Here is a 20,002-nt window from a genome sequence, read left to right on the forward strand (position 1 = left end):
ACGGCCCCGGCGGCCCCCGGCGCGGGCGGGGGGGGGGGCTTAGCCGGTCGCCCACCGGGGGGGGGCCGCGGGGCCAGTAGGGGCCCGGGGGCCCCTCCGCCGTTCCCGCGCGCGAGGGCTCCCTGGCGCGGGTCCGGGCAGTCCCGCCCGGCTCGCGGCGTCCGGCGCGCACTAGGCCCGGCGCGCGGCGAGGGCCAGGACGCGGCGGGCGCCCGTGACGACGGCCGCGTCCACGAAGCGCCCGTCGGGCAGGGCGAGCGCGCCCTCCTGGGTCTCGGCCGCCTTGACCACCTCCTCCGCTGCGGCGATCTCCTCGGCGGTGGGGAGATAGGCCCGCTCGATGACCGGGAGCTGACGGGGATGGATGGCGGTCCGGCCGAGGAAGCCCATCGCCCGGCCGCGGGCGCAGCCCGCGGCGAGCGCGTCGAGGTCGCCGACGTCCGGGTGGACGGACTGGACCGGCGGCGGCAGGGCGGCCGCGCGGGCGGCGACCACGACTCGGCTGCGCGGCCAGTCCAGCCCGCTGTCCTCCCGTACGCCCAGGTCGGCGCGGAGGTCCGCCTCGCCGAGCGCGATGCCGTGGACCGAGGGGTGGGCGGTGGCGATGGCGTACGCGTGCTCCACCGCCATCGCGTTCTCCAGCAGCGGGTAGAGCGGAAGGCCCCGCGAGAGCTCGACGATCCGGGCGATGTCAGTGGCGTGTGTCACCTTGGGAACACGGAGAGCGACGAGTCCGGGGAGGGAAGCGAGACATGGGATGTCGCGGGGCGCGTGGATGCGGACGTGGACCGGTACGGGCTGGGGGTCGGCGAGCAGTTCGGCGGTGGCGGCCAGGGCGTAGGCCCGGCGGTCCGGGGCCACCGCGTCCTCCAGGTCGACGATGACGACATCCGCGCCCGAGGCGAGTGCCTTCTGGACGACGGAGGGGCGGTCGCCGGGGGCGTAGAGCCAGGTGAGGGGAGGGGCGGCGGTGCTCATACGGCTCCTTCGGCGCGCAGGGCGGCGATCTCGGCGGCGGTGAGGCCGAGTTCGGTGAGGAGGTCGGCGGTGTCGGCGCCGTGCGGGCGGCCGGCCCAGCGGATCGCGCCGGGCGTCTCGGAGAGCCGGAAGAGCACGTTCTGCATCCGGATCGGGCCGAGTTCGGGGTCCGGGACCTCGGTGACGGTGCCGAGGGCCTGGAACTGCGGGTCTTCGAGGACGTCGCGGACGTCGTAGACCGGGGCGATGGCCGCCTCCGCCTTCTCGAACGCCGCCATCGCCTCGTCGCGGGTGTGGCGGGCGATCCAGGAGCCGACCGCCTCGTCGAGCACGTCCGCGTGCGCGGCCCGGCCGGTGCCGTCGGCGAACCAGGGTTCGTCGACGAGCTCCGGACGGCCGACCAGCCGCAGCACGCGTTCGGCGATCGACTGGGCGGAGGTGGAGACGGCGACCCAGGAGCCGTCGGAGGTCCGGTACGTGTTGCGCGGGGCGTTGTTGCGGGAGCGGTTGCCGGTGCGGGGCTGGACGTAGCCGAGCTGGTCGTACCAGAGGGGGTGGGGTCCGATGACGGAGAGCATCGGTTCGATGATGGCCATGTCGACGACCTGGCCGTGGCCGGTGGTGTTCCTCGCGGTGAGCGCGGTCATCACGGCGTACGCGGTGGCCAGGGCGGCGATGGAGTCGGCGAGGCCGAAGGGCGGGAGGGTCGGCGGGCCGTCCGGCTCGCCGGTGATGGCGGCGAAGCCGCTCATCGCCTCGGCCAGGGTGCCGAAGCCGGGGCGGTGGGCGTACGGGCCGAACTGGCCGAAGCCGGTGACGCGGGCGAGCACCAGACGCGGGTTGACGGTGGAGAGCTCCTCCCAGCCGAGCCCCCAGCGCTCCAGGGTGCCGGGCCGGAAGTTCTCCACGACCACGTCGGCGTCGGCGGCGAGCCGCAGCAGGGTGTCACGCCCGCCGGGCGTGGACAGATCCAGCGTCATCGTGCGCTTGTTGCGCCCGAGGACCTTCCACCACAGTCCGACCCCGTCCTTGGCGGGGCCGTGCCCGCGGGACGGGTCGGGCTTGCGGGGGTGCTCGACCTTGACGACGTCGGCGCCGAAGTCGCCGAGCAGGGTCGCGGCGAGCGGACCGGCGAAGAGGGTGGCGAGATCCAGGACGCGCAGTCCGCGCAGCGGAGCGGTGGCGCCCGGGGCGGCGGAGGCGGTGGTGGCGGTCATGCGAGGGCCGCCTCGATCGCGACGCGGTACGGCATCGAGGTGGAGGCGCCCTCGTGCTGGACGGAGAGCGCGGCCGCCGCCGAGGCCCAGGACAGCGCCTCCGGCATGGGCCGGCCCTCGGTGAGGGCGACGGTCAGGACGCCGACGAAGGTGTCGCCCGCGGCCGTGGTGTCGACGGCGCGGATGCGGGGCGCGGGCACGGTGAGCGCTTCGGCGCTGTCGCGCGTGACGTACAGGGAGCCGGCGGCGCCGAGGGTGACGACCACCTCGGGCACGAGGTCGAGCAGCGCCCGGGCGGCCTCGTGCGGGTCGGTGAGACCGGTGAGGGCGGTGGCCTCGTGCTCGTTGGGTACCAACAGGTCCGTCGAGCCGAGGAGTTCCGGCGGGAGGGCGCGCGCGGGAGCGGGGGTGAGGACGGTGCGGACGCCGCGCTCGCGGGCGGCGCCGGCGCCCTCTACGACCACGGAGAGCGGGAGTTCGAGCTGGAGGAGCAGGGCGTCGGCGGTGTCGATCAGGGCCTCGTCGCCGTGGGTGAGGGAGGTGACGGTGCCGTTGGCGCCGGGGACGACGACGATCGCGTTGCCGCCCTCGTCGTCGACGACGATGTGCGCGGTGCCGGAGGGGCCCTCGACGGTGCGCAGCAGATCGGTGTCGACGCCGCTGTGGTCGAGCGCGGCGCGCAGCCGCAGGCCGAAGTCGTCGGCGCCGACCGCGCCGATCATCGCGACCTCGGCGCCGGCCCGGGCGGCGGCGACGGCCTGGTTGGCGCCCTTGCCGCCGGGCACGGTGCGGAACTCGCGGCCGGTGACGGTCTCGCCGCGGGCGGGGGCCTTGGCCACGTAGGCCACGAGGTCCATGTTCGTGCTGCCGAGCACGACGATGCTGGTCGGGCTGGTCATGGGCGTACTGCCTCCGAGTGCGTCAGGGCGGCCAGGGTGTCGAAGCCGGTGCCGTCGAAGGACGCCACCGAGGTCGAGAGCCGGTTCTTGAGGGGGGAGGTCCACCGGTCGGGCAGCCGGTCGGGATGCCCGGCGAGCAGCCCGGCGACCGAACCGGCCGTGGCGCCGTTGGAGTCGGTGTCCCAGCCGCCGGACACGGCCGCGCAGACGGACCGCGTGAAGTCGCCGTCGGCGTGGGTGAGCGCGGCGGCGAGGAGGGCGGCGTTGGGGACGGCATGGACCCAGTGATACCCGCCGAGCTCGGCGTGGAGCCGGTCCACGACGCCGTCGAAGTCGCTGTCCGCGCGGGCGGCGGCGATCCCGAGGCGCACGCCCGCGGCCAGCCGCGACCGGGGCGGCACGACGGAGAGCCCGGCCGCCAGCGCCTGGTGGACGTCGGCGCCGCCGCTCGCGGCGGCGGCGAGGGTGGCGGCGACGAACAGGGCGCCGTACACCCCGTTCCCGGTGTGCGTGAGCACCGCGTCCCGGTACGCCTGCCGGGCGGCGCCGGCCGGGTCCCCCGGGTGGGTCCAGCCGTGCACGTCGGCGCGGATCTGGGCGCCGATCCACTCGCGGAAGGGGTTGCGGCGGACGGCGGTGAGCGGGGGCTCCACCCCGTCGAGCAGATTGCGGTAGGCGATCCGCTCGGCGGTGAACGTCCGTCCGGCGGGGAGCTCGTCGAGCCACAGCCGGGCGACGTCGGCGGTGGTGAAGGCGCGCCCGTGGCGTTGGAGCAGGAGCAGATTGAGGAGGGGGTAGTTGAGGTCGTCGTCCTCGGGCATCCCGTCGATGTTCTCGGCGAGGGAGGTGGCGGCGGACCGCCGGTTCCACGGGTAGGCGGCGAGCAGCGCCGCCGGGACGCCGCGGGCGGTGAACCAGTCGTTCAGCGGCCAGTTGCCGGTGGCGCGGGCGAGGGCGCGGATGCCCTCCAGCGGCAGCTTCTCGACGGGCTTGCCGAGCAGACAGCCGACGGCCCGCCCGAGCCAGGCGGCGTGCAGCCGCTCCCGCAGGCCGTCGCCGTCCGCTGCCGCGGCCGGCGCGCCCGTGACCGCGCCCGGCCAGTCGGGGCAGGCGGCGGTGAGCGCGTCCAGGGCCGTGGGCTCGTGGGCGGCCAGGGGGGAGGGGAGGTCGGCGAGGGCGTCCAGGAGGCGTTCGGCCAGGGGCCGCAGCGCGGGGCGGGGGGTGGCGGAGGCGCCCGCGGCCGGCGGGGCCGGCGGGCCGCCGGCGGCGTGCCACCGGGCGGCGGGTCCGGCGGCGTCGCGGCCGTCCTCCGCGGCCTGGCGGAGCTCGTGTCCCACCAGGTCCTCGGGTTGCACCCAGGTGAGCCGCAAGGGCTCGGCGGCGGGGGTCATCGGGAGGTGCCCGTCAGGGTCGCGTAGGCCGATTCGTGGGAGCGGCGGCGGGCCTTGTCGCGGGTGAAGATCTCGTGGGTCACGGCGGTCAGGGCCGCCGCCGGGACGTGCAGGTCCAGACGGCTGGCCTCCGAGACCTGCTTGGACCACTCGGCGGGGACGGCCGACTCGCCGTGGAGGGCGCCGGCCAGCGCGCCCGCCATCGTGGCGATCGAGTCGCAGTCCCGGCCGTAGTTGACCGCCCCCAGGACGGTGCGCCGGTAGTCGCCCTCGCCGACGAGGAACATGCCGAGCGCGATCGGGAGTTCCTCGATCGCGTGGATCCGGGAGGGGCGGCGGGCGTCCAGGGAAGGGGCGCGGTAGTCAGGACCGACCGAGTCGAAGGGGGCGACGGCCGCGCGCAGCGGGGCCAGGGCCGTCTCGAAGTCCCGGTGGGCCTCGGCGACTTCGACGACCGCCTCGATCGCGGCACGGGTGCCGTCCTTGGCCAGGGAGAGGGCCGTTTCGACGATCGAGCGCGGGGTCGCGCCGGGCGCGCAGGCGGCCGCCACGGCCGCCGCGAAGACGCCCGCCGCCTCGCGGCCGTACGAGGACTGGTGGGCGCCCGCGATGTCGAGGGCCTCGGCGTAGGCGGCCGTCGGGTGGGCCGCGTTGACCAGGCCGACGGGGGCCATGTACATGGCCGCACCGCAGTTGACGATGTTTCCGGTGCCGGCCTCCCGCGGGTCGGCGTGTCCGTAGTGGAGTCGCGTGACGATCCACTTCTCGGCCAGGAAGACGCGCTGGAGCGGCAGTGCCTCCGCCTCCAGTTCCGGGATCCAGACCGTACGGGCCATCAGTTCGGGGACCAGGTGCTCGGCCACCGCGTAGGCGTCGAGGTGGTCGCGGACCTTCTCGTACACCCTGACGAGGGCGTGCGTCATCAAGGTGTCGTCGGTGACGTGCCCGTCGCCCTTGTGGTACGGGGCGATGGGGCGCGCGGTGCGCCAGGCGTCGCCGTTCCAGGGACCGACGACGCCGGTGACGCGGCCGCCGTGGCGCTCCAGGATCTGCTCGGGGGTGTAGCCCTCGACGGGGCCGCCGAGGGCGTCGCCCACGGCCGCCCCGACGAGACTGCCGGTGATGCGGTCATCCAGATTGGGGGTCATGTCGGAATTGTCCACCCGGCGTGGTCAGTTCCGTGGCTGCGAGCAACTCGGCGAGTTCGACCAGGTCCGTGCCGGCGAGGCGGGGCAACGCGCAGCCCGCGAGCGTGCGGCACGCCTCGCGCCAGGTCGCCGGCACCGACCCCCCGCCGCCCAGCGCTCCGGTGAGCGCGCCGGCGAGTGCGGGGGCCGAGTCCGCGACCCGGGACAGGCAGGCCGCGGCCGGTACCGCCGCGGCCACCTGGCCCTGGGACGCGAGGGTCAGCGCGAGCGCGACCGGGACGGTCTCGGCGGCGGCGATGCCGTAGCTGTAGACGTGGTCCACGATCTGGTGCTCCAGGAGCGGGACCAGTTCGAAGGAGGAGCCGGCGGTGCCGGCCAGTTTCACGGCGTAGCGGGCGTTCCGGCCGATCTCCGTCGCGGGCGGGAGCTGGCCGAGCGCCGCCTCCACGGCCTCGTCCGCCGCCGCCCCGCCCAGCGCCGCGGCGGTCGCCGCCGCCACCGCGCGGGCGCCGTGGACGCCGTCGCCGTCCTGCGTGTACCGCGCGTCGAACTCGGCGAGTTCGGCCGCCGCGGCCGGATCACCGGGGTGGACGAGGGCGAGGACGGCGGCGCGGACGCAGGCGGCGTCGTCGAAGTAGTGGGGGTTGTCGTGGCCGGTGGCGGGCGGACGCAGACCGGTGGCGAGGTTGCCGAGCCCGGCCCGTACGGAGATCCGGGCGCGGAGCGGGAGGACCGCGGACTCGACCTCGGGGGCGCGGTCCGCCGCGGCGGCGACCTGGCCGGCGAGGGCGTTCCAGGCGAGGTCGACGGCCGCGCGGAGGCGGCGCTCGGGGGCGAGGGTGCGGAAGAGGGGACCGGCGGAGGAGAGCAGGGCCTCGGCGGTGAACACCGCCCACTCGGCGTCGTCGGAGGGGCCGAGGCGCAGGGGCTCCGGGGGCTGGTTGAGGGCGATGGGGACGGGGAGGGTGGTCGTCGCGTTCTGCTCGGCGAAGGTGTCGAGTTCGCGGGTGAGGCGGCGGGTCCATTCGGGCATGCGGGCGGCGCGGTGGCGGGCCGCGGGCCAGCCGGCGGCGTCGCCGGCGGCGAGGCCGAGGAGGAGGCCCTCGGTCTTGTCGCGGGGAGTGGCGGCGGGTGCGGGGGGCTTGACCGCACCGGCGCGGGCGGTGGTGCCCAGGACCGGGGCGCGGCGGGTGGTGGCGGCCCGCACGGGATGGTCGTGGGCGCGGTCCCGTGGGGCGGTGCCCGCCGTCGTGGGCGGTGCCCACTCTCCCGTGGCCTCCGTCTGGGGCGACCCCCATCGCCCCGCGGAACGATCGCCCACGGCCGGTGCGGACGGGGCGCCCCCGGCGAGGGGCGGTGGGGTGGTCGTCGTGCCGATGTCCGCGCTCATGGGGTTTCCTCCTCCGGGGTCAGCAGGTCCGCGATGTCCAGGACGTGGTAGCCGCGCATCGAGGGGAGGCAGCTGCCGGCGACCGGGGGGACGGCCGAGGACCAGGCCTCGGGGATCGCGGTGGTGCCGCCGAGCGCGCCGGCCAGGGCGCCGGCGACGGCCGCCGTCGTGTCGGCGTCGCGGCCCATGTTGACGGCGGTCAGGACCGAGGTGCGGAAGTCGCCGCGGGCCGCGGCGAAGGCGCCGAAGGCGAGGCCGACGGCCTCCGGGGCCAGGTCCGTCCAGGGGTAGCCGCCGATGACCACCGCCGAGCGGACCGCGCGTTCGCGTTCCAGGGGGTCGGGCTCGGCCCGTTGCGCGGCCACCACCGCGCGGCGCAGCGAGCGGGCGGTCCAGGAGTCCATCGGGATCACCGACAGGGCCGCCGCGATGACGGACGTGACCGACGCGCCGGCCATGGCCGCCGCCACGCCCGCCGCCACCGCCTGGCCGCCGTAGATGCCCTCGCCCTCGTGGCTGACGCTGCCGTCGATCGCGACCAGCCGCGCCGCCTCGGCCGGGCGGCCCGCCGCGAAGACGCCGAAGGGGGCGGCCCGCATGGCGAGGCCGTCGCTCCAGGCGTGCCGGTGCTGGGCGGAGATGGGCGCGGCCAGGCCCCGGCGCAGGTTCTCCAGGGTGCCGCGCTCGGAGAAGCCGGCGCCCCGGAACGGGCCCTCGTCCAGGTCGGCGATCCAGTGGTGCCAGGCCCGTTCGACGTGGGCCACGGTGAGGGCCGAGCCGTGCCGGGCCAGGAGGAGGCCGGAGAAGATGGCGTACTCGGTGTCGTCCGTCCCCGCCGGACGGTCCGTCACGAAACCCTCGATCCTGCCCCACCGGGCCCGGATCTCCGAGGGCCGCAGGTTCTCGGCCGGCGCGCCCAGCGCGTCGCCCACCGCCAGGCCGAGAAGTGCACCCCTCGCGCGGTCCTTCACCTTCCCCGCGTCCCGCGCCGCCCCGGCGTCCCCTACGTCCGCCGCATCCGCGGCGACCCCTGCGTCGGCGGCGACCCCCGCAGTCCCCACGGCCCCCGCACTCCCCACGTCCCCCGCATTCCCCGCGTCCGCTCCCTCCCCTGCGTCCCTCACCTCGGCTTGCTTCGTGCCGGCCATCTCTTCTCCCCTTTCGCGCTCTGCAGATGCCTGCCACGCGACCGGGCCCAAACCCTCACAGAAACGTTTCTGTCACCCGGGTGACAGCACGTCAGACAGGGTCACCTCAGTAAAGCGAGCCTTACTAAGTACGGCCTACCTTGCTGGCGCGCCCCTTACATCGGGCGTATTTTCGATGTGTCGAGGGGAGGGCGGGCGCGCCGAACCCGCAGGGAAGACAGGGGAGAAGCATGTCCATCATCGAAGCCGTCGCACCGCTCCACGAGGCCCATCGCGACAACCACACGCACCGCGACGTCAACGGCGGCTGGCTGCGCCCCGCCGTGTTCGGCGCGATGGACGGACTCGTCTCCAACCTCGCCCTCATGACCGGCGTGGCGGGCGGCGCGGTCTCCACGCAGACCGTCGTCATCACCGGTCTCGCCGGTCTCGCGGCCGGCGCCTTCTCGATGGCCGCCGGCGAATACACCTCCGTCGCCTCGCAGCGCGAGCTCGTCCAGGCCGAACTGGACGTGGAGCGGATCCAGTTGCGCAAGCACCCGGTCGACGAGATGGAGGAGCTCGCCGCGCTCTACGTCTCCCGCGGCGTCGAGCCCGCGCTCGCCCGCGAGGTCGCCATGCAGCTGTCCCGCGACCCCGAGCAGGCGCTGGAGATCCACGCCCGCGAGGAGCTGGGCATCGACCCCGACGACCTGCCGTCGCCGATGGTCGCCGCCGTGTCGTCCTTCGGCTCCTTCGCGCTCGGCGCCCTGCTGCCCGTGCTGCCGTACCTGCTCGGCGCGACCGCGCTGTGGCCCGCCGTGCTGCTCGCGCTCTTCGGGCTCTTCGCCTGCGGCGCGCTCGTGGCCCGCGTGACCGCCCGCAGCTGGTGGTTCAGCGGACTCCGTCAGCTCGTCCTCGGCGGTGCCGCCGCGGCCGTCACGTACGGGCTCGGCATGCTCTTCGGAGCCGCGCTGTAGCGGCCGCCGGGAGCTGCTGTTCCTGCCGGCCATCCGTATCCGGCGATCCCCCTGCCGGGTATCCGTACCCCCGGGCTCCCTGCCGGGTATCCGTACCCCACGCCCCGGCCGGTCTCCGTACCGGGCCCCGCGCCCGGCGCGCTCCCGCGAGGCCCCGGTTCTCCCGACGCGATCCGTCACGCCCCTGGTCACCCCGGCCGGGGGCTTTCGCGTGCCGGCGGGCGCCGCCGCACCGGGGCGACCCAGTGCCCGCGTCGTGCGCGCGGCACAGGCCCCCGGGCGCTGTCTCTGTGACGTATATCCCTGAGCGGATCCGCCGTAGCGGTGCGACACTATGCGCAGCGCCACATATCTAGCCGGTTACCGGCCGGTTTCGAATCCTCGCCCACCGGGCATGAGGCACAAGCGCCGCGGGCAATGAGGCCCGCTCTGCGACGGGTCGCCGGAGACCCCGGAATCCCTGATCCGTCCCCCCACGGGAACGCCGCAGTTCCCGTGTCTCACAGCAGAACGACCCGCCACCGCCCGTATCGGCGGTGTCCGCATGTTGGAATGAGCTATCCACTTCGCGAGAAGCCAGCCATCATGTAGCCTGCACGAACTTTCGCGGAGGGCCAACGTCGTCCCTCGGCTGCTGCATATGCCACGACGACGACGGGAGAGCCGATGCGTTCCGACGCCTGGTCGCCCATGGACGGTCGCCCCGCCCCGCAGGGGCTGTACGACCCCCGTAACGAACACGACGCCTGTGGTGTCGGGTTCGTGGCCACCCTGACCGGTGTTGCCAGCCACGCGCTGGTCGAGCAGGCGCTGACCGTACTGCGCAATCTCGAGCACCGCGGCGCCACCGGCTCCGAGCCCGACTCCGGTGACGGCGCCGGCATCCTGCTCCAGGTGCCCGACGCCTTCCTGCGCGAGGTCACCGACTTCGCCCTTCCCGCGGCCGGCTCCTACGCCGTCGGCATCGCCTTCCTTCCCGCCGACGGCTCCGCACAGGCCGTCTCGCGGATCGAGACGATCGCCGCCGAAGAGGGCCTGGACGTGCTCGGCTGGCGCGAGGTCCCCGTCGCCCCCGAGCTGCTCGGCGCCTCCGCCCGGGCCACCATGCCGGTCTTCCGCCAGCTCTTCGTCGCCGACGGCGAGAACAGCGGCATCGCGCTCGACCGCAAGGCCTTCGTCCTGCGCAAGCGCGCCGAGCGGGAGGCCGGGACCTACTTCCCGTCGCTCTCCGCCCGCACCATCGTCTACAAGGGCATGCTGACCACCGGCCAGCTCGAGCCCTTCTTCCCGGACCTGTCGGACCGCCGCTGCGCCACCGCCGTGGCCCTGGTCCACTCCCGGTTCTCCACGAACACCTTCCCGAGCTGGCCGCTCGCCCACCCGTACCGCTTCGTCGCCCACAACGGCGAGATCAACACGGTCAAGGGCAACCGCAACTGGATGACCGCCCGTGAGGCCCAGCTCGAGTCCACCGTCTTCGGTGAGGGCTCCCTGGAGCGGATCTTCCCGGTCTGCACCCCGGACGCCTCCGACTCCGCCTCCTTCGACGAGGTCCTGGAGCTGCTCCACCTCGGCGGCCGGTCGCTGCCGCACGCGGTCCTGATGATGGTCCCCGAGGCGTGGGAGAACCACGACTCCATGGACCCGGCCCGCCGTGCCTTCTACCAGTACCACTCCACCCTGATGGAGCCCTGGGACGGCCCCGCCTGCGTCACCTTCACCGACGGCGTCCAGGTCGGCGCGGTCCTCGACCGCAACGGTCTGCGCCCCGGCCGCTACTGGGTCACCGACGAGGGCCTCGTCGTGCTCTCCTCCGAGGTCGGCGTCCTCGACATCGACCCGGCCAAGGTCGTCCGCAAGGGCCGCCTGCAGCCCGGCAAGATGTTCCTCGTCGACACCGCCGAGCACCGCATCATCGAGGACGACGAGATCAAGGCCGCCCTCGCCGCCGAGAACCCGTACGCGGAGTGGCTCGAGACCGGCGAGATCGAGCTCTCCGACCTCCCCGAGCGCGAGCACATCGTGCACACCCACGCCTCGGTCACCCGCCGCCAGCAGACCTTCGGCTACACCGAGGAAGAGCTCCGCGTCATCCTCGCCCCGATGGCCCGCACCGGCGCCGAGCCGATCGGCTCCATGGGCACGGACTCGCCGATCGCGGCCCTGTCCGAGCGCCCCCGGCTGCTCTTCGACTACTTCACCCAGCTGTTCGCGCAGGTCACCAACCCGCCGCTGGACGCCATCCGCGAGGAGCTCGTGACGAGCCTCCGCTCCTCGCTCGGCCCCGGCAGCAACCTGCTCGACCCGACCGCCGCGTCGTGCCGCAGCGTCACGCTGCCCTTCCCGGTGATCGACAACGACGAGCTGGCCAAGCTCATCCACATCAACGCCGACGGCGACATGCCCGGCATGAAGGCCGTGACCCTGTCCGGCCTGTACCGGGTCTCCGGCGCCGGCGACGCGCTCGCCGCCCGCATCGAGGAGATCTGCGCCGAGGCCGACGCGGCGATCGAGGGCGGCGCCCGCCTGATCGTCCTGTCCGACCGGCACTCCGACGCCGAGCACGCGCCGATCCCGTCGCTGCTGCTCACCGCGGCCGTCCACCACCACCTCATCCGCACCAAGCAGCGCACCAAGGTGGGTCTGCTGGTCGAGGCCGGTGACGTCCGCGAGGTCCACCACGTCGCGCTGCTCATCGGCTACGGCGCCGCCGCGGTCAACCCGTACCTGGCCATGGAGACCGTCGAGGACCTGGTCCGGGCCGGCACCTTCATCACGGACATCGAGCCCGAGCAGGCCATCCGCAACCTGATCTACGCCCTCGGCAAGGGCGTCCTCAAGGTCATGTCGAAGATGGGCATCTCCACCGTCGCCTCCTACCGCGGCGCCCAGGTCTTCGAGGCCGTCGGTCTCGACACCGCCTTCGTCGAGAAGTACTTCAACGGCACCGCCACCAAGATCGGCGGCGCCGGCCTCGACGTCATCGCCAAGGAGGTCGCCGCCCGGCACGCCAAGGCGTACCCCGCCACCGGCGTCCCCTCGGCGCACCGCGCCCTGGACATCGGCGGCGAGTACCAGTGGCGCCGCGAGGGCGAGCCGCACCTCTTCGACCCGGAGACCGTCTTCCGCCTGCAGCACGCCACGCGCTCCAAGCGGTACGACATCTTCAAGAAGTACACGGAGCGGGTGAACGAGCAGTCCGAGCGCCTCATGACGCTCCGCGGCCTGTTCGGCTTCACCTCCGACCGCCCGTCGATCTCCGTCGACGAGGTCGAGCCGGTCTCCGAGATCGTCAAGCGCTTCTCCACCGGCGCCATGTCGTACGGCTCCATCTCGCGCGAGGCCCACGAGACCCTCGCCATCGCCATGAACCAGCTGGGCGGCAAGTCCAACACCGGTGAGGGCGGCGAGGACCCGGACCGTCTCTACGACCCGGCGCGCCGCTCCGCGATCAAGCAGGTCGCCTCCGGCCGCTTCGGCGTCACCAGCGAGTACCTGGTCAACGCGGACGACATCCAGATCAAGATGGCCCAGGGCGCCAAGCCCGGCGAGGGCGGCCAGCTGCCCGGCCACAAGGTCTACCCGTGGGTCGCCAAGACGCGTCACTCGACGCCGGGCGTGGGCCTGATCTCCCCGCCGCCGCACCACGACATCTACTCCATCGAGGACCTGGCTCAGCTGATCCACGACCTCAAGAACGCCAACCCGGCCGCGCGCATCCACGTGAAGCTGGTGTCCGAGGTCGGTGTCGGCACGGTCGCCGCGGGTGTCTCCAAGGCCCACGCGGACGTCGTCCTGATCTCCGGCCACGACGGCGGCACGGGCGCCTCCCCGCTCACCTCGCTGAAGCACGCGGGCGGCCCCTGGGAGCTCGGCCTCGCCGAGACCCAGCAGACCCTGCTGCTCAACGGCCTGCGCGACCGGATCGTCGTCCAGACCGACGGTCAGCTCAAGACCGGCCGTGACGTCGTCATCGCCGCGCTGCTCGGCGCCGAGGAGTTCGGTTTCGCGACCGCGCCGCTCGTCGTCTCCGGCTGCGTCATGATGCGCGTCTGCCACCTGGACACCTGCCCGGTCGGCATCGCCACCCAGAACCCGGTCCTGCGCGACCGCTTCTCCGGCAAGGCCGAGTACGTCGTCAACTTCTTCGAGTTCATCGCTCAGGAGGTGCGCGAGCTCCTCGCCGAGCTGGGCTTCCGCTCCATCGAGGAGGCCGTCGGTCACGCCGAGCTCCTCGACACCAGCCGTGCCGTCACCCACTGGAAGGCGCAGGGCCTCGACCTGGAGCCGCTGTTCCACGTGCCGGCGCTGCCCGAGGGCGCGGTCCGCCACGCCCTGATCGAGCAGGACCACGGCCTCGAGAAGGCCCTCGACAACGAGCTGATCCAGCTCGCCGCCGAGGCGCTGGGCGCCGACTCCGCCGAGACCGCCCAGCCGGTCCGCGCGCAGGTCGCCATCCGCAACATCAACCGCACCGTCGGCACCATGCTCGGCCACCAGGTGACGAAGAAGTTCGGTGGCGCGGGCCTGCCCGCCGACACCATCGACATCACGTTCACCGGTTCCGCGGGCCAGTCCTTCGGCGCCTTCCTGCCGGCCGGTGTCACCCTCCGCCTGGAGGGCGACGCCAACGACTACGTCGGCAAGGGCCTGTCCGGCGGCCGGGTGATCGTCCGTCCCGACCGGGGCGCCGACCACCTGGCCGAGTACTCCACCATCGCGGGCAACACCATCGCCTACGGCGCGACCGGCGGCGAGCTGTTCCTGCGCGGCCGCACCGGCGAGCGCTTCTGCGTCCGCAACTCCGGCGCGCTGGTCGTCTCCGAGGGCGTGGGCGACCACGGCTGCGAGTACATGACCGGCGGCACGGCGGTCGTCCTCGGCGAGACGGGCCGCAACTTCGCGGCCGGCATGTCCGGCGGCGTGGCCTACGTGATCGACCTCGACCGGGACAACGTCAACTCCGGCAACCTGGAGGCGATCGAGGCCCTGTCGGACACCGACGCGGCGTGGCTGCACGATGTCGTGCGCCGCCACCAGGAGGAGACCGGCTCGACGGTCGCCGAGAAGCTGCTCGCCGACTGGGACGCCGCCGCGGCCCGGTTCAGCAAGATCATCCCCACCACGTACAAGGCAGTGCTCGCCGCCAAGGACGCCGCTGAGCTCGCCGGTCTCTCCGAGGCCGAGACCACCGAGAAGATGATGGAGGCGGCGACCCATGGCTGACCCGAAGGGCTTCCTGACCACCGGGCGTGAGGTCGCCAAGACCCGGCCCGTGGGCGAGCGCGTCAAGGACTGGAACGAGGTCTACGTCCCCGGCTCCCTGCTGCCGATCATCAGCAAGCAGGCCGGCCGCTGCATGGACTGCGGCATCCCGTTCTGCCACAACGGCTGTCCGCTGGGGAACCTCATCCCCGAGTGGAACGACTACGCCTACCGCGAGGACTGGTCGGCCGCGTCCGAGCGCCTCCACGCCACGAACAACTTCCCGGAGTTCACCGGCCGCCTGTGCCCGGCTCCGTGCGAGGCGGCGTGCGTGCTCGGCATCAACCAGCCGGCCGTCACCATCAAGAACGTCGAGGTCTCGATCATCGACAAGGCGTGGGACGCCAACGACGTCAGGCCGCAGGCGCCCGAGCGCCTGTCCGGCAAGACCGTCGCGGTGATCGGCTCGGGCCCGGCGGGTCTCGCCGCCGCCCAGCAGCTGACCCGGGCCGGCCACACCGTGGTCGTGTACGAGCGCGCCGACCGCATCGGCGGCCTGCTGCGCTACGGCATCCCCGAGTTCAAGATGGAGAAGCGGCACATCAACCGCCGCATCGAGCAGATGCGCGCGGAGGGCACCAAGTTCCGCACCGGCATCGAGATCGGCCGCGACCTCACCTCGACGGACCTGCGCAAGCGGTTCGACGCGGTCGTCGTCGCCGCCGGTGCCACCACCGCCCGCGACCTGCCCGTCCCGGGCCGGGAGCTCAAGGGCATCCACCAGGCGATGGAGTACCTGCCGCTCGCCAACAAGGTCGTCGAGGGCGACTTCGTGGCCTCGCCGATCACCGCCGAGGGCAAGCACGTCGTGGTCATCGGCGGCGGCGACACCGGCGCGGACTGCGTCGGTACGGCGCACCGCCAGGGCGCGGCCTCGGTCACGCAGCTGGAGATCATGCCCCGCCCGGGCGAGGAGCGGAACGCCGGCCAGCCCTGGCCGACCTTCCCGATGCTGTACAAGGTCACCTCGGCGCACGAGGAGGGCGGCGAGCGGGTCTACTCCGTCTCCACCACCCACTTCGAGGGCGACGAGGACGGCAACGTCCAGTTCCTGCACCTGGTCGAGGTCGAGTTCGTCGACGGCAAGCTGACCCAGAAGCCGGGCACCGAGCGCCGGATCCCCGCCCAGCTGGTCACGCTCGCCATGGGCTTCACCGGCACGGACGTGGAGAACGGCCTGGTCGCCCAGTTCGGTCTGGACCTCGACGAGCGGGGTAACATCGCGCGTGACGCGGACTTCGCCACCAACGTCGACGGCGTCTTCGTCGCCGGTGACGCCGGCCGCGGTCAGTCGCTGATCGTGTGGGCCATCGCGGAAGGCCGCTCGGCCGCCCGCGGCGTGGACCGCTACCTCACGGGTGCCAGCTCCCTGCCGGCCCCGATCCGCCCGACGGACCGTGCCCTGACGGTCTGATCCGACGGATCACCCCTCATCCGTCCCGTACAACGACGTGCGGAACTGAGCGCGGCGCTTGCCCCCCTGTCCCCGACCGGACGACTGGGCGAGCGCCGCGGCGCGTCATGCGGATGTCCGCGAACCTCCGTGCTGGGCCGGGGCGGTGGCCGCTGACCCGCGTACGGTCTCCGTCGCGATCCGGTGCGGCACGGTGGGGCCGGTGGCTGTCGGAGGTGCGGGAGGCGTCCAGGTCCTCAGCCGGTCAGCCCGCTCAGCCAGGCCGCCGCGCCGGCCAGCGCGTCGTCCGCCTCCGGCAGCAGGCCGAGGCCGCCCAGGAAGCCGTGGAAGACGCCCGGGTGGAGCTGGACGCGGGCCACGACCCCGGACGCCGAGAGGCGGCGGGCGTAGGCGAGGCCCTCGTCGCGGAGGGGGTCGCAGTCGGCGAGGACGACCAGGGCCGGCGGGAGGCCGGAGACGTCGTCCGCCAGGCCGGGGGAGGCCGCGACCGGATCGCCGTCCGGGCCCAGGTACTGCTCCCAGTACCAGCGCATGTGGGCGGTGGTGTGGAAGAAGCCCTCCGCGTACGCCTCCGCCGAGACCCCGTCCAGGCGGTGGTCGAGGACCGGGTAGAGGAGGAGCTGGCCCGCCAGGGGAGGGCCGCCGTGGTCGCGGGCGCGCAGCGCGGTCGCCGCGGCGAGGTTGCCGCCGGCGGAGTCGCCGGCCACGACCAGCGGGCGCCCGGGATACTTCGCCGCCGCCCACTCCAGCGCCGTGTACACGTCGTCCCCGGCCGCCGGGAAGCGGTGCTCGGGGGCGCGCCGGTAGTCGACCGAGACGACCGTCGCGCCGGTGGCGGCGCCCAGCGCTCGGCACAGGCGGTCGTGGGTGTCGAGGTCGCACAGGACCCAGCCGCCGCCGTGCGCGAGGACGAGGACCAGCTCGCCCTCCCCTTCGTACACGCGGACCGGGACACCGTTCGCCTCCGTGTCCGCGGAGCCCGGCGGCAGCTCGCCCAGATGCGCCCGCGCCGCCACCCGCAGCGCCGCGGCGCCGTCCTCGGGGCGCGGGAATCCCGCGGACATCGCGTCGCACAGGGCGCGCGCGGCCGGGCTCAGGGGGTCCGTCGTCATGCGGTGAGCCCTCCGTCCACGGTGAACTCGGCGCCCGTCACGTAGGAGGCCGCGTCCGAGAGCAGGAACGCGACGAGTTCGCCGACCTCCCGCGGCCGGCCCATCCGGCCGAGCGGCACGTGCGACCAGTCCTTGTCCGCGACCGCCGCGGTCATCGGGGTGTCGACGGCGCCCGGATGGACCGTGTTCACGCGGACGCCGTACGGGGCGAGGTCGCGCGCCGCCGAGCGGCTGAGCCCGCGCAGCCCGAACTTGCCCGCCCCGTAGGCCGCGTGCCCCGGGATGCCGACCAGCCCGGCCGTCGACGACACGTTCACGACCGAGCCCCCGCCCGCCTCGCGGAGCGCCGGCAGCACCGCCCGCATTCCGAGGAAGGGGCCCAGCAGGTTGACCCGGAGGAGGAGCTCGAAGTTCGCGTACGTCTCCGACTCCACCGGCGCGGTCCGCCACAGGGCCGCGTTGTTGACCAGGCCGTCCAGCCGGCCGTACGCGCTCAGCGCCGCGTCCACGACGGCGTCCCAGTCCTCCGGGGACGTCACGTCATGGCGTACGAACACCCCTGCCGGCCCCAGCCCGGCCGCGACCGCCCGGCCCTCCTCCTCCCGCACGTCGGTCAGGACCACCCGCGCCCCGGCGTCCGCCAGGAGCCGCGCCTCCGCGGCCCCCTGACCCCGGGCCGCGCCCGTCACGATCACGACCTTGTCCAGGAGCGCGCTCACGCGGACGCCTCCGACGCGCGGAAGTGCGGGATGACCCTCTCGCCCCACTGGCGGATGGTCTCCAGACAGACGTCCTGCGGCACCGTGCCCATCTGGATCAGGCACATCACCTCGTCGACGCCGATCTCGCGCAGCCGCTCGACATAGGCGATGGCGGTGTCCGCGTCCCCGTAGGCGTGGTCGGTGTTGTACGTGCCGGTGTCGACGGGCCGGGCCGGGATGTTCGCCTCGTGCAGCCGGGCCACCAGCTCGTCGCGCTCGCGGGCGAGCGCGCCGACGTGGTCCTCGTCCTCGGCGTAGCCGGTGGGCGCGGGCGCGTTGCCGTACCAGTGGGCGATGGACTCGGCGAAGAAGCGCTGGCCGCGGGTGCCGAGCCGCAGGGCGCGGGCCCGGTCGTCCAGGACGATCGTCGGGCAGAGCGCCGAGAAGTGGTCGTTGACCTCGGTGGAGACGAGCCGCGAGCCGTCCCGTACGGCGATGGCCTCGTCGTACACCTTGCGCATCGCGCGCACGTCGTCGGCGCCCGCGAAGCCCATCACCAGCGCGCCGATGCCGAGTTCGGCGGCGAGCTTGAGGGTATCGTGCTTGGAGCAGGCCATGAAGAGCGGCGGGTGCGGGTCCTGCACGGGGCGGGGGAGGACCGCGCCGGGGCCGATGTCGAGCGAGCCGTGCCACTCGAACTCCGGCTCGCGCCACGCCGCGGCGAAGATCCGCAGGGCCTCCTCCATCTGCGGGTACGTGTCCTCGGGCCGCACCCCGAACATCCGCATCTCCTGCTTCGTCGCGCCGCGTCCGGCGCCGATGTCGACCCGGCCGCCGGACAGCACGTCGAGCATGGCGGCGCGTTCGGCGACCCGGACCGGGTGCTGGTAGCCGAAGGGCATGGTGACGACGCCGTGTCCGATGCGGATGGTCCTCGTGCGGGCGGCGACCCAGGTCAGGAAGATCTCGGAGGCGCTCATGTGGGCGTACTGGGTGAGGGAGTGGTGCTCGACCGCCCAGATCCGGTCGAAGCCCATCTCCTCGGCGAACACGGCCTGTTCGACGCAGTCGTGGATGACCTGGCGCTCGCGCTCGGGGGTGGGGTCGACCAGTTGGGCCTCGAAGATCATCGAGAACTTCATGCTCAGCTCTCCTTCGTTCCACTATTTCGAATAGGAATACTTCTAGCAGGCATAGGTGGGGTCGGGAAGGGGGTCGTAGACTTCGGTCCGTGGCGGACGACAAGGACGACAAGACCCGGGAACCGGCGGAGCTGCCCGGGCTGCCCGCGACCAGCTGGGCGGTGCTCGGACTGCTCTCCTTCGGGCGGGAGCTGTCCGGTTACGACCTGAAGAAGTGGTCGGACTGGTCGCTGCGCTTCTTCTACTGGAGCCCGTCGTTCAGTCAGATCTACAGCGAGCTCAAGCGCCTGGAGAAGGCCGGCTACGCGACCTCGCGGCTGGTGGCGCCGGAGGTCGGCACGCGCGACAAGCGGGTCTACCGCATCACCGACGAGGGCATGGCTGCCGTCCGGACCTGGGCCCGCACCGCGCCCCTCGACCCGCCCGTCCTCAAGCACGGGCCGATGCTGCGGCTCTGGCTCGGCCACCTGCTCGAACCCCGGCAGATGCGGGAGATCCTGGCCGGTCACCGGGAGCACGCCGAGGGCATGCGGCTGCGCGCCGAGGCGGACATCGAGGGCGCCAAGGCGGACGAGGCCTGGGCCTATCCCTCGCTCACCCTCAAGTGGGCCGAGCGGTACTACGCCTCCGAGCGCGACCTCGCCGACGCCATGCTGGCCGACATCGAGGAGCTGGAGGCGGAGCGGGAGCGGCGGCGGGGCGACGAGGGCCTCGGCGACAAGCGGCCGTAGCCGCGGCGGAAGTAGAGCAGCGGGCCGGCCTCGGGCCGGTGCGCGGTCAGGGCGGTGACCCGGCCGAGGGCGATGGCGTGGTCGCCGCCGTCCAGGACGTCGGTCAGCGCGCACTCCACGGTGGCGAGCGCGCCCTCGATCAGCGGGGCGCCGTCGGTGCCCGGGCGCCAGGCGGTGCCGGCGAACTTGTCGCCGCCCGTCACCGCGAAGCGCCGGCACAGGTCCTCCTGGTCGGCGGCGAGGACGTTGACGGCGAAGGCGCCGGCCGCCCGGACGCGCGGCCAGGTCGTCGAGGTGTGCGCCGGGCAGAAGCAGACCAGTGGCGGGTCGAGCGAGACGGTCGAGAACGACTGCACCGCCATGCCCACCGGCCGGCCGTCCGCCGGATCGAGCGCGGTGACGACGGCGACGCCCGTGCAGTAGCGGGCGAGCGCGTCCTTCAGGGTGCTGGGGTCCATCGGAAGACCTCCCGAGAATATTCCTACTAGGTATATGCCTAACCGAAAC

Annotated in this window: 15 protein-coding genes; 4 read left to right on the plus strand and 11 right to left on the minus strand. The window is 73.7% G+C overall.

The window, feature by feature from the left end; all coding sequences use genetic code 11:
• Positions 1 to 171: 171 nt before the first annotated feature.
• The 7 genes from ACIGXE_RS04570 to ACIGXE_RS04600 are packed head-to-tail and all read right to left on the minus strand — an operon-like array spanning position 172 to position 7,994.
• Positions 172 to 978: an HpcH/HpaI aldolase/citrate lyase family protein gene (locus tag ACIGXE_RS04570; protein ID WP_399742904.1), complete on the minus strand. Its 807-nt coding sequence runs from the start codon at positions 976 to 978 to the stop codon at positions 172 to 174.
• On the minus strand, positions 975 to 2,195 hold the full coding sequence (locus ACIGXE_RS04575) for a CaiB/BaiF CoA transferase family protein (RefSeq protein ID WP_399742907.1): 1,221 nt from the start codon (positions 2,193 to 2,195) through the stop codon (positions 975 to 977). Before ACIGXE_RS04575 ends, ACIGXE_RS04570 begins: the two co-directional genes overlap by 4 nt.
• Entirely contained in the window at positions 2,192 to 3,094 is a 903-nt protein-coding gene (gene rbsK / locus ACIGXE_RS04580; RefSeq protein ID WP_399742909.1) for a ribokinase, read from the minus strand. Before rbsK ends, ACIGXE_RS04575 begins: the two co-directional genes overlap by 4 nt.
• Positions 3,091 to 4,485: an ADP-ribosylglycohydrolase family protein gene (locus tag ACIGXE_RS04585; protein ID WP_399742912.1), complete on the minus strand. Its 1,395-nt coding sequence runs from the start codon at positions 4,483 to 4,485 to the stop codon at positions 3,091 to 3,093. Before ACIGXE_RS04585 ends, rbsK begins: the two co-directional genes overlap by 4 nt.
• Positions 4,482 to 5,633, minus strand: a complete 1,152-nt coding sequence (locus ACIGXE_RS04590) for an ADP-ribosylglycohydrolase family protein (RefSeq protein ID WP_399742915.1) — start codon at positions 5,631 to 5,633, stop codon at positions 4,482 to 4,484. Before ACIGXE_RS04590 ends, ACIGXE_RS04585 begins: the two co-directional genes overlap by 4 nt.
• The gene (locus ACIGXE_RS04595) at positions 5,614 to 7,023 is read right to left on the minus strand and encodes an ADP-ribosylglycohydrolase family protein (protein WP_399742918.1); all 1,410 of its coding nucleotides are present in this window, start codon (positions 7,021 to 7,023) and stop codon (positions 5,614 to 5,616) included. Before ACIGXE_RS04595 ends, ACIGXE_RS04590 begins: the two co-directional genes overlap by 20 nt.
• A complete protein-coding gene (locus tag ACIGXE_RS04600; protein WP_399743769.1) occupies positions 7,020 to 7,994 on the minus strand; it encodes an ADP-ribosylglycohydrolase family protein in 975 nt (324 codons plus the stop codon). Before ACIGXE_RS04600 ends, ACIGXE_RS04595 begins: the two co-directional genes overlap by 4 nt.
• Before the next feature lie 407 nt (positions 7,995 to 8,401).
• Between ACIGXE_RS04600 and ACIGXE_RS04605 the strand changes: the two genes are divergently transcribed.
• The 3 genes from ACIGXE_RS04605 (at position 8,402) to ACIGXE_RS04615 (ending at position 15,809) form a co-directional block, all read left to right on the plus strand.
• Positions 8,402 to 9,130 carry a VIT1/CCC1 transporter family protein gene (locus ACIGXE_RS04605; RefSeq protein WP_399742920.1) on the plus strand — a complete coding sequence of 243 codons (729 nt, stop codon included), beginning with the start codon at positions 8,402 to 8,404 and terminating at the stop codon, positions 9,128 to 9,130.
• Positions 9,131 to 9,796: 666 nt separating this feature from the next.
• On the plus strand, positions 9,797 to 14,356 hold the full coding sequence (gene gltB, locus ACIGXE_RS04610; protein ID WP_399742922.1) for a glutamate synthase large subunit: 4,560 nt from the start codon (positions 9,797 to 9,799) through the stop codon (positions 14,354 to 14,356).
• Positions 14,349 to 15,809: a glutamate synthase subunit beta gene (locus ACIGXE_RS04615; RefSeq protein WP_399742924.1), complete on the plus strand. Its 1,461-nt coding sequence runs from the start codon at positions 14,349 to 14,351 to the stop codon at positions 15,807 to 15,809. Before gltB ends, ACIGXE_RS04615 begins: the two co-directional genes overlap by 8 nt.
• A gap of 236 nt (positions 15,810 to 16,045) precedes the next feature.
• Here ACIGXE_RS04615 and ACIGXE_RS04620 read toward each other — a convergent pair whose 3' ends face one another.
• The 3 genes from ACIGXE_RS04620 to ACIGXE_RS04630 are packed head-to-tail and all read right to left on the minus strand — an operon-like array spanning position 16,046 to position 18,764.
• On the minus strand, positions 16,046 to 16,921 hold the full coding sequence (locus ACIGXE_RS04620) for an alpha/beta hydrolase (RefSeq protein ID WP_399742927.1): 876 nt from the start codon (positions 16,919 to 16,921) through the stop codon (positions 16,046 to 16,048).
• Positions 16,918 to 17,640, minus strand: a complete 723-nt coding sequence (locus ACIGXE_RS04625; protein WP_399742930.1) for a glucose 1-dehydrogenase — start codon at positions 17,638 to 17,640, stop codon at positions 16,918 to 16,920. Before ACIGXE_RS04625 ends, ACIGXE_RS04620 begins: the two co-directional genes overlap by 4 nt.
• Positions 17,637 to 18,764, minus strand: a complete 1,128-nt coding sequence (locus ACIGXE_RS04630; protein ID WP_399742933.1) for an LLM class flavin-dependent oxidoreductase — start codon at positions 18,762 to 18,764, stop codon at positions 17,637 to 17,639. Before ACIGXE_RS04630 ends, ACIGXE_RS04625 begins: the two co-directional genes overlap by 4 nt.
• Before the next feature lie 89 nt (positions 18,765 to 18,853).
• Between ACIGXE_RS04630 and ACIGXE_RS04635 the strand changes: the two genes are divergently transcribed.
• Complete coding sequence (locus ACIGXE_RS04635) at positions 18,854 to 19,495, plus strand: PadR family transcriptional regulator (protein WP_399742936.1); 642 nt, start codon at positions 18,854 to 18,856, stop codon at positions 19,493 to 19,495.
• On the opposite strand, the gene ACIGXE_RS04640 is transcribed toward ACIGXE_RS04635, so the two are convergent.
• Positions 19,384 to 19,953 carry a flavin reductase family protein gene (locus ACIGXE_RS04640; RefSeq protein WP_399742938.1) on the minus strand — a complete coding sequence of 190 codons (570 nt, stop codon included), beginning with the start codon at positions 19,951 to 19,953 and terminating at the stop codon, positions 19,384 to 19,386. The two genes, ACIGXE_RS04635 and ACIGXE_RS04640, sit on opposite strands and share 112 nt — an antisense overlap.
• Between the last annotated feature and the right edge of the window lie 49 nt (positions 19,954 to 20,002).

Source organism: Streptomyces sp. NPDC053431, assembly GCF_044544925.1.
In the GTDB taxonomy this organism is placed as follows: Bacteria; Actinomycetota; Actinomycetes; order Streptomycetales; family Streptomycetaceae; genus Streptomyces.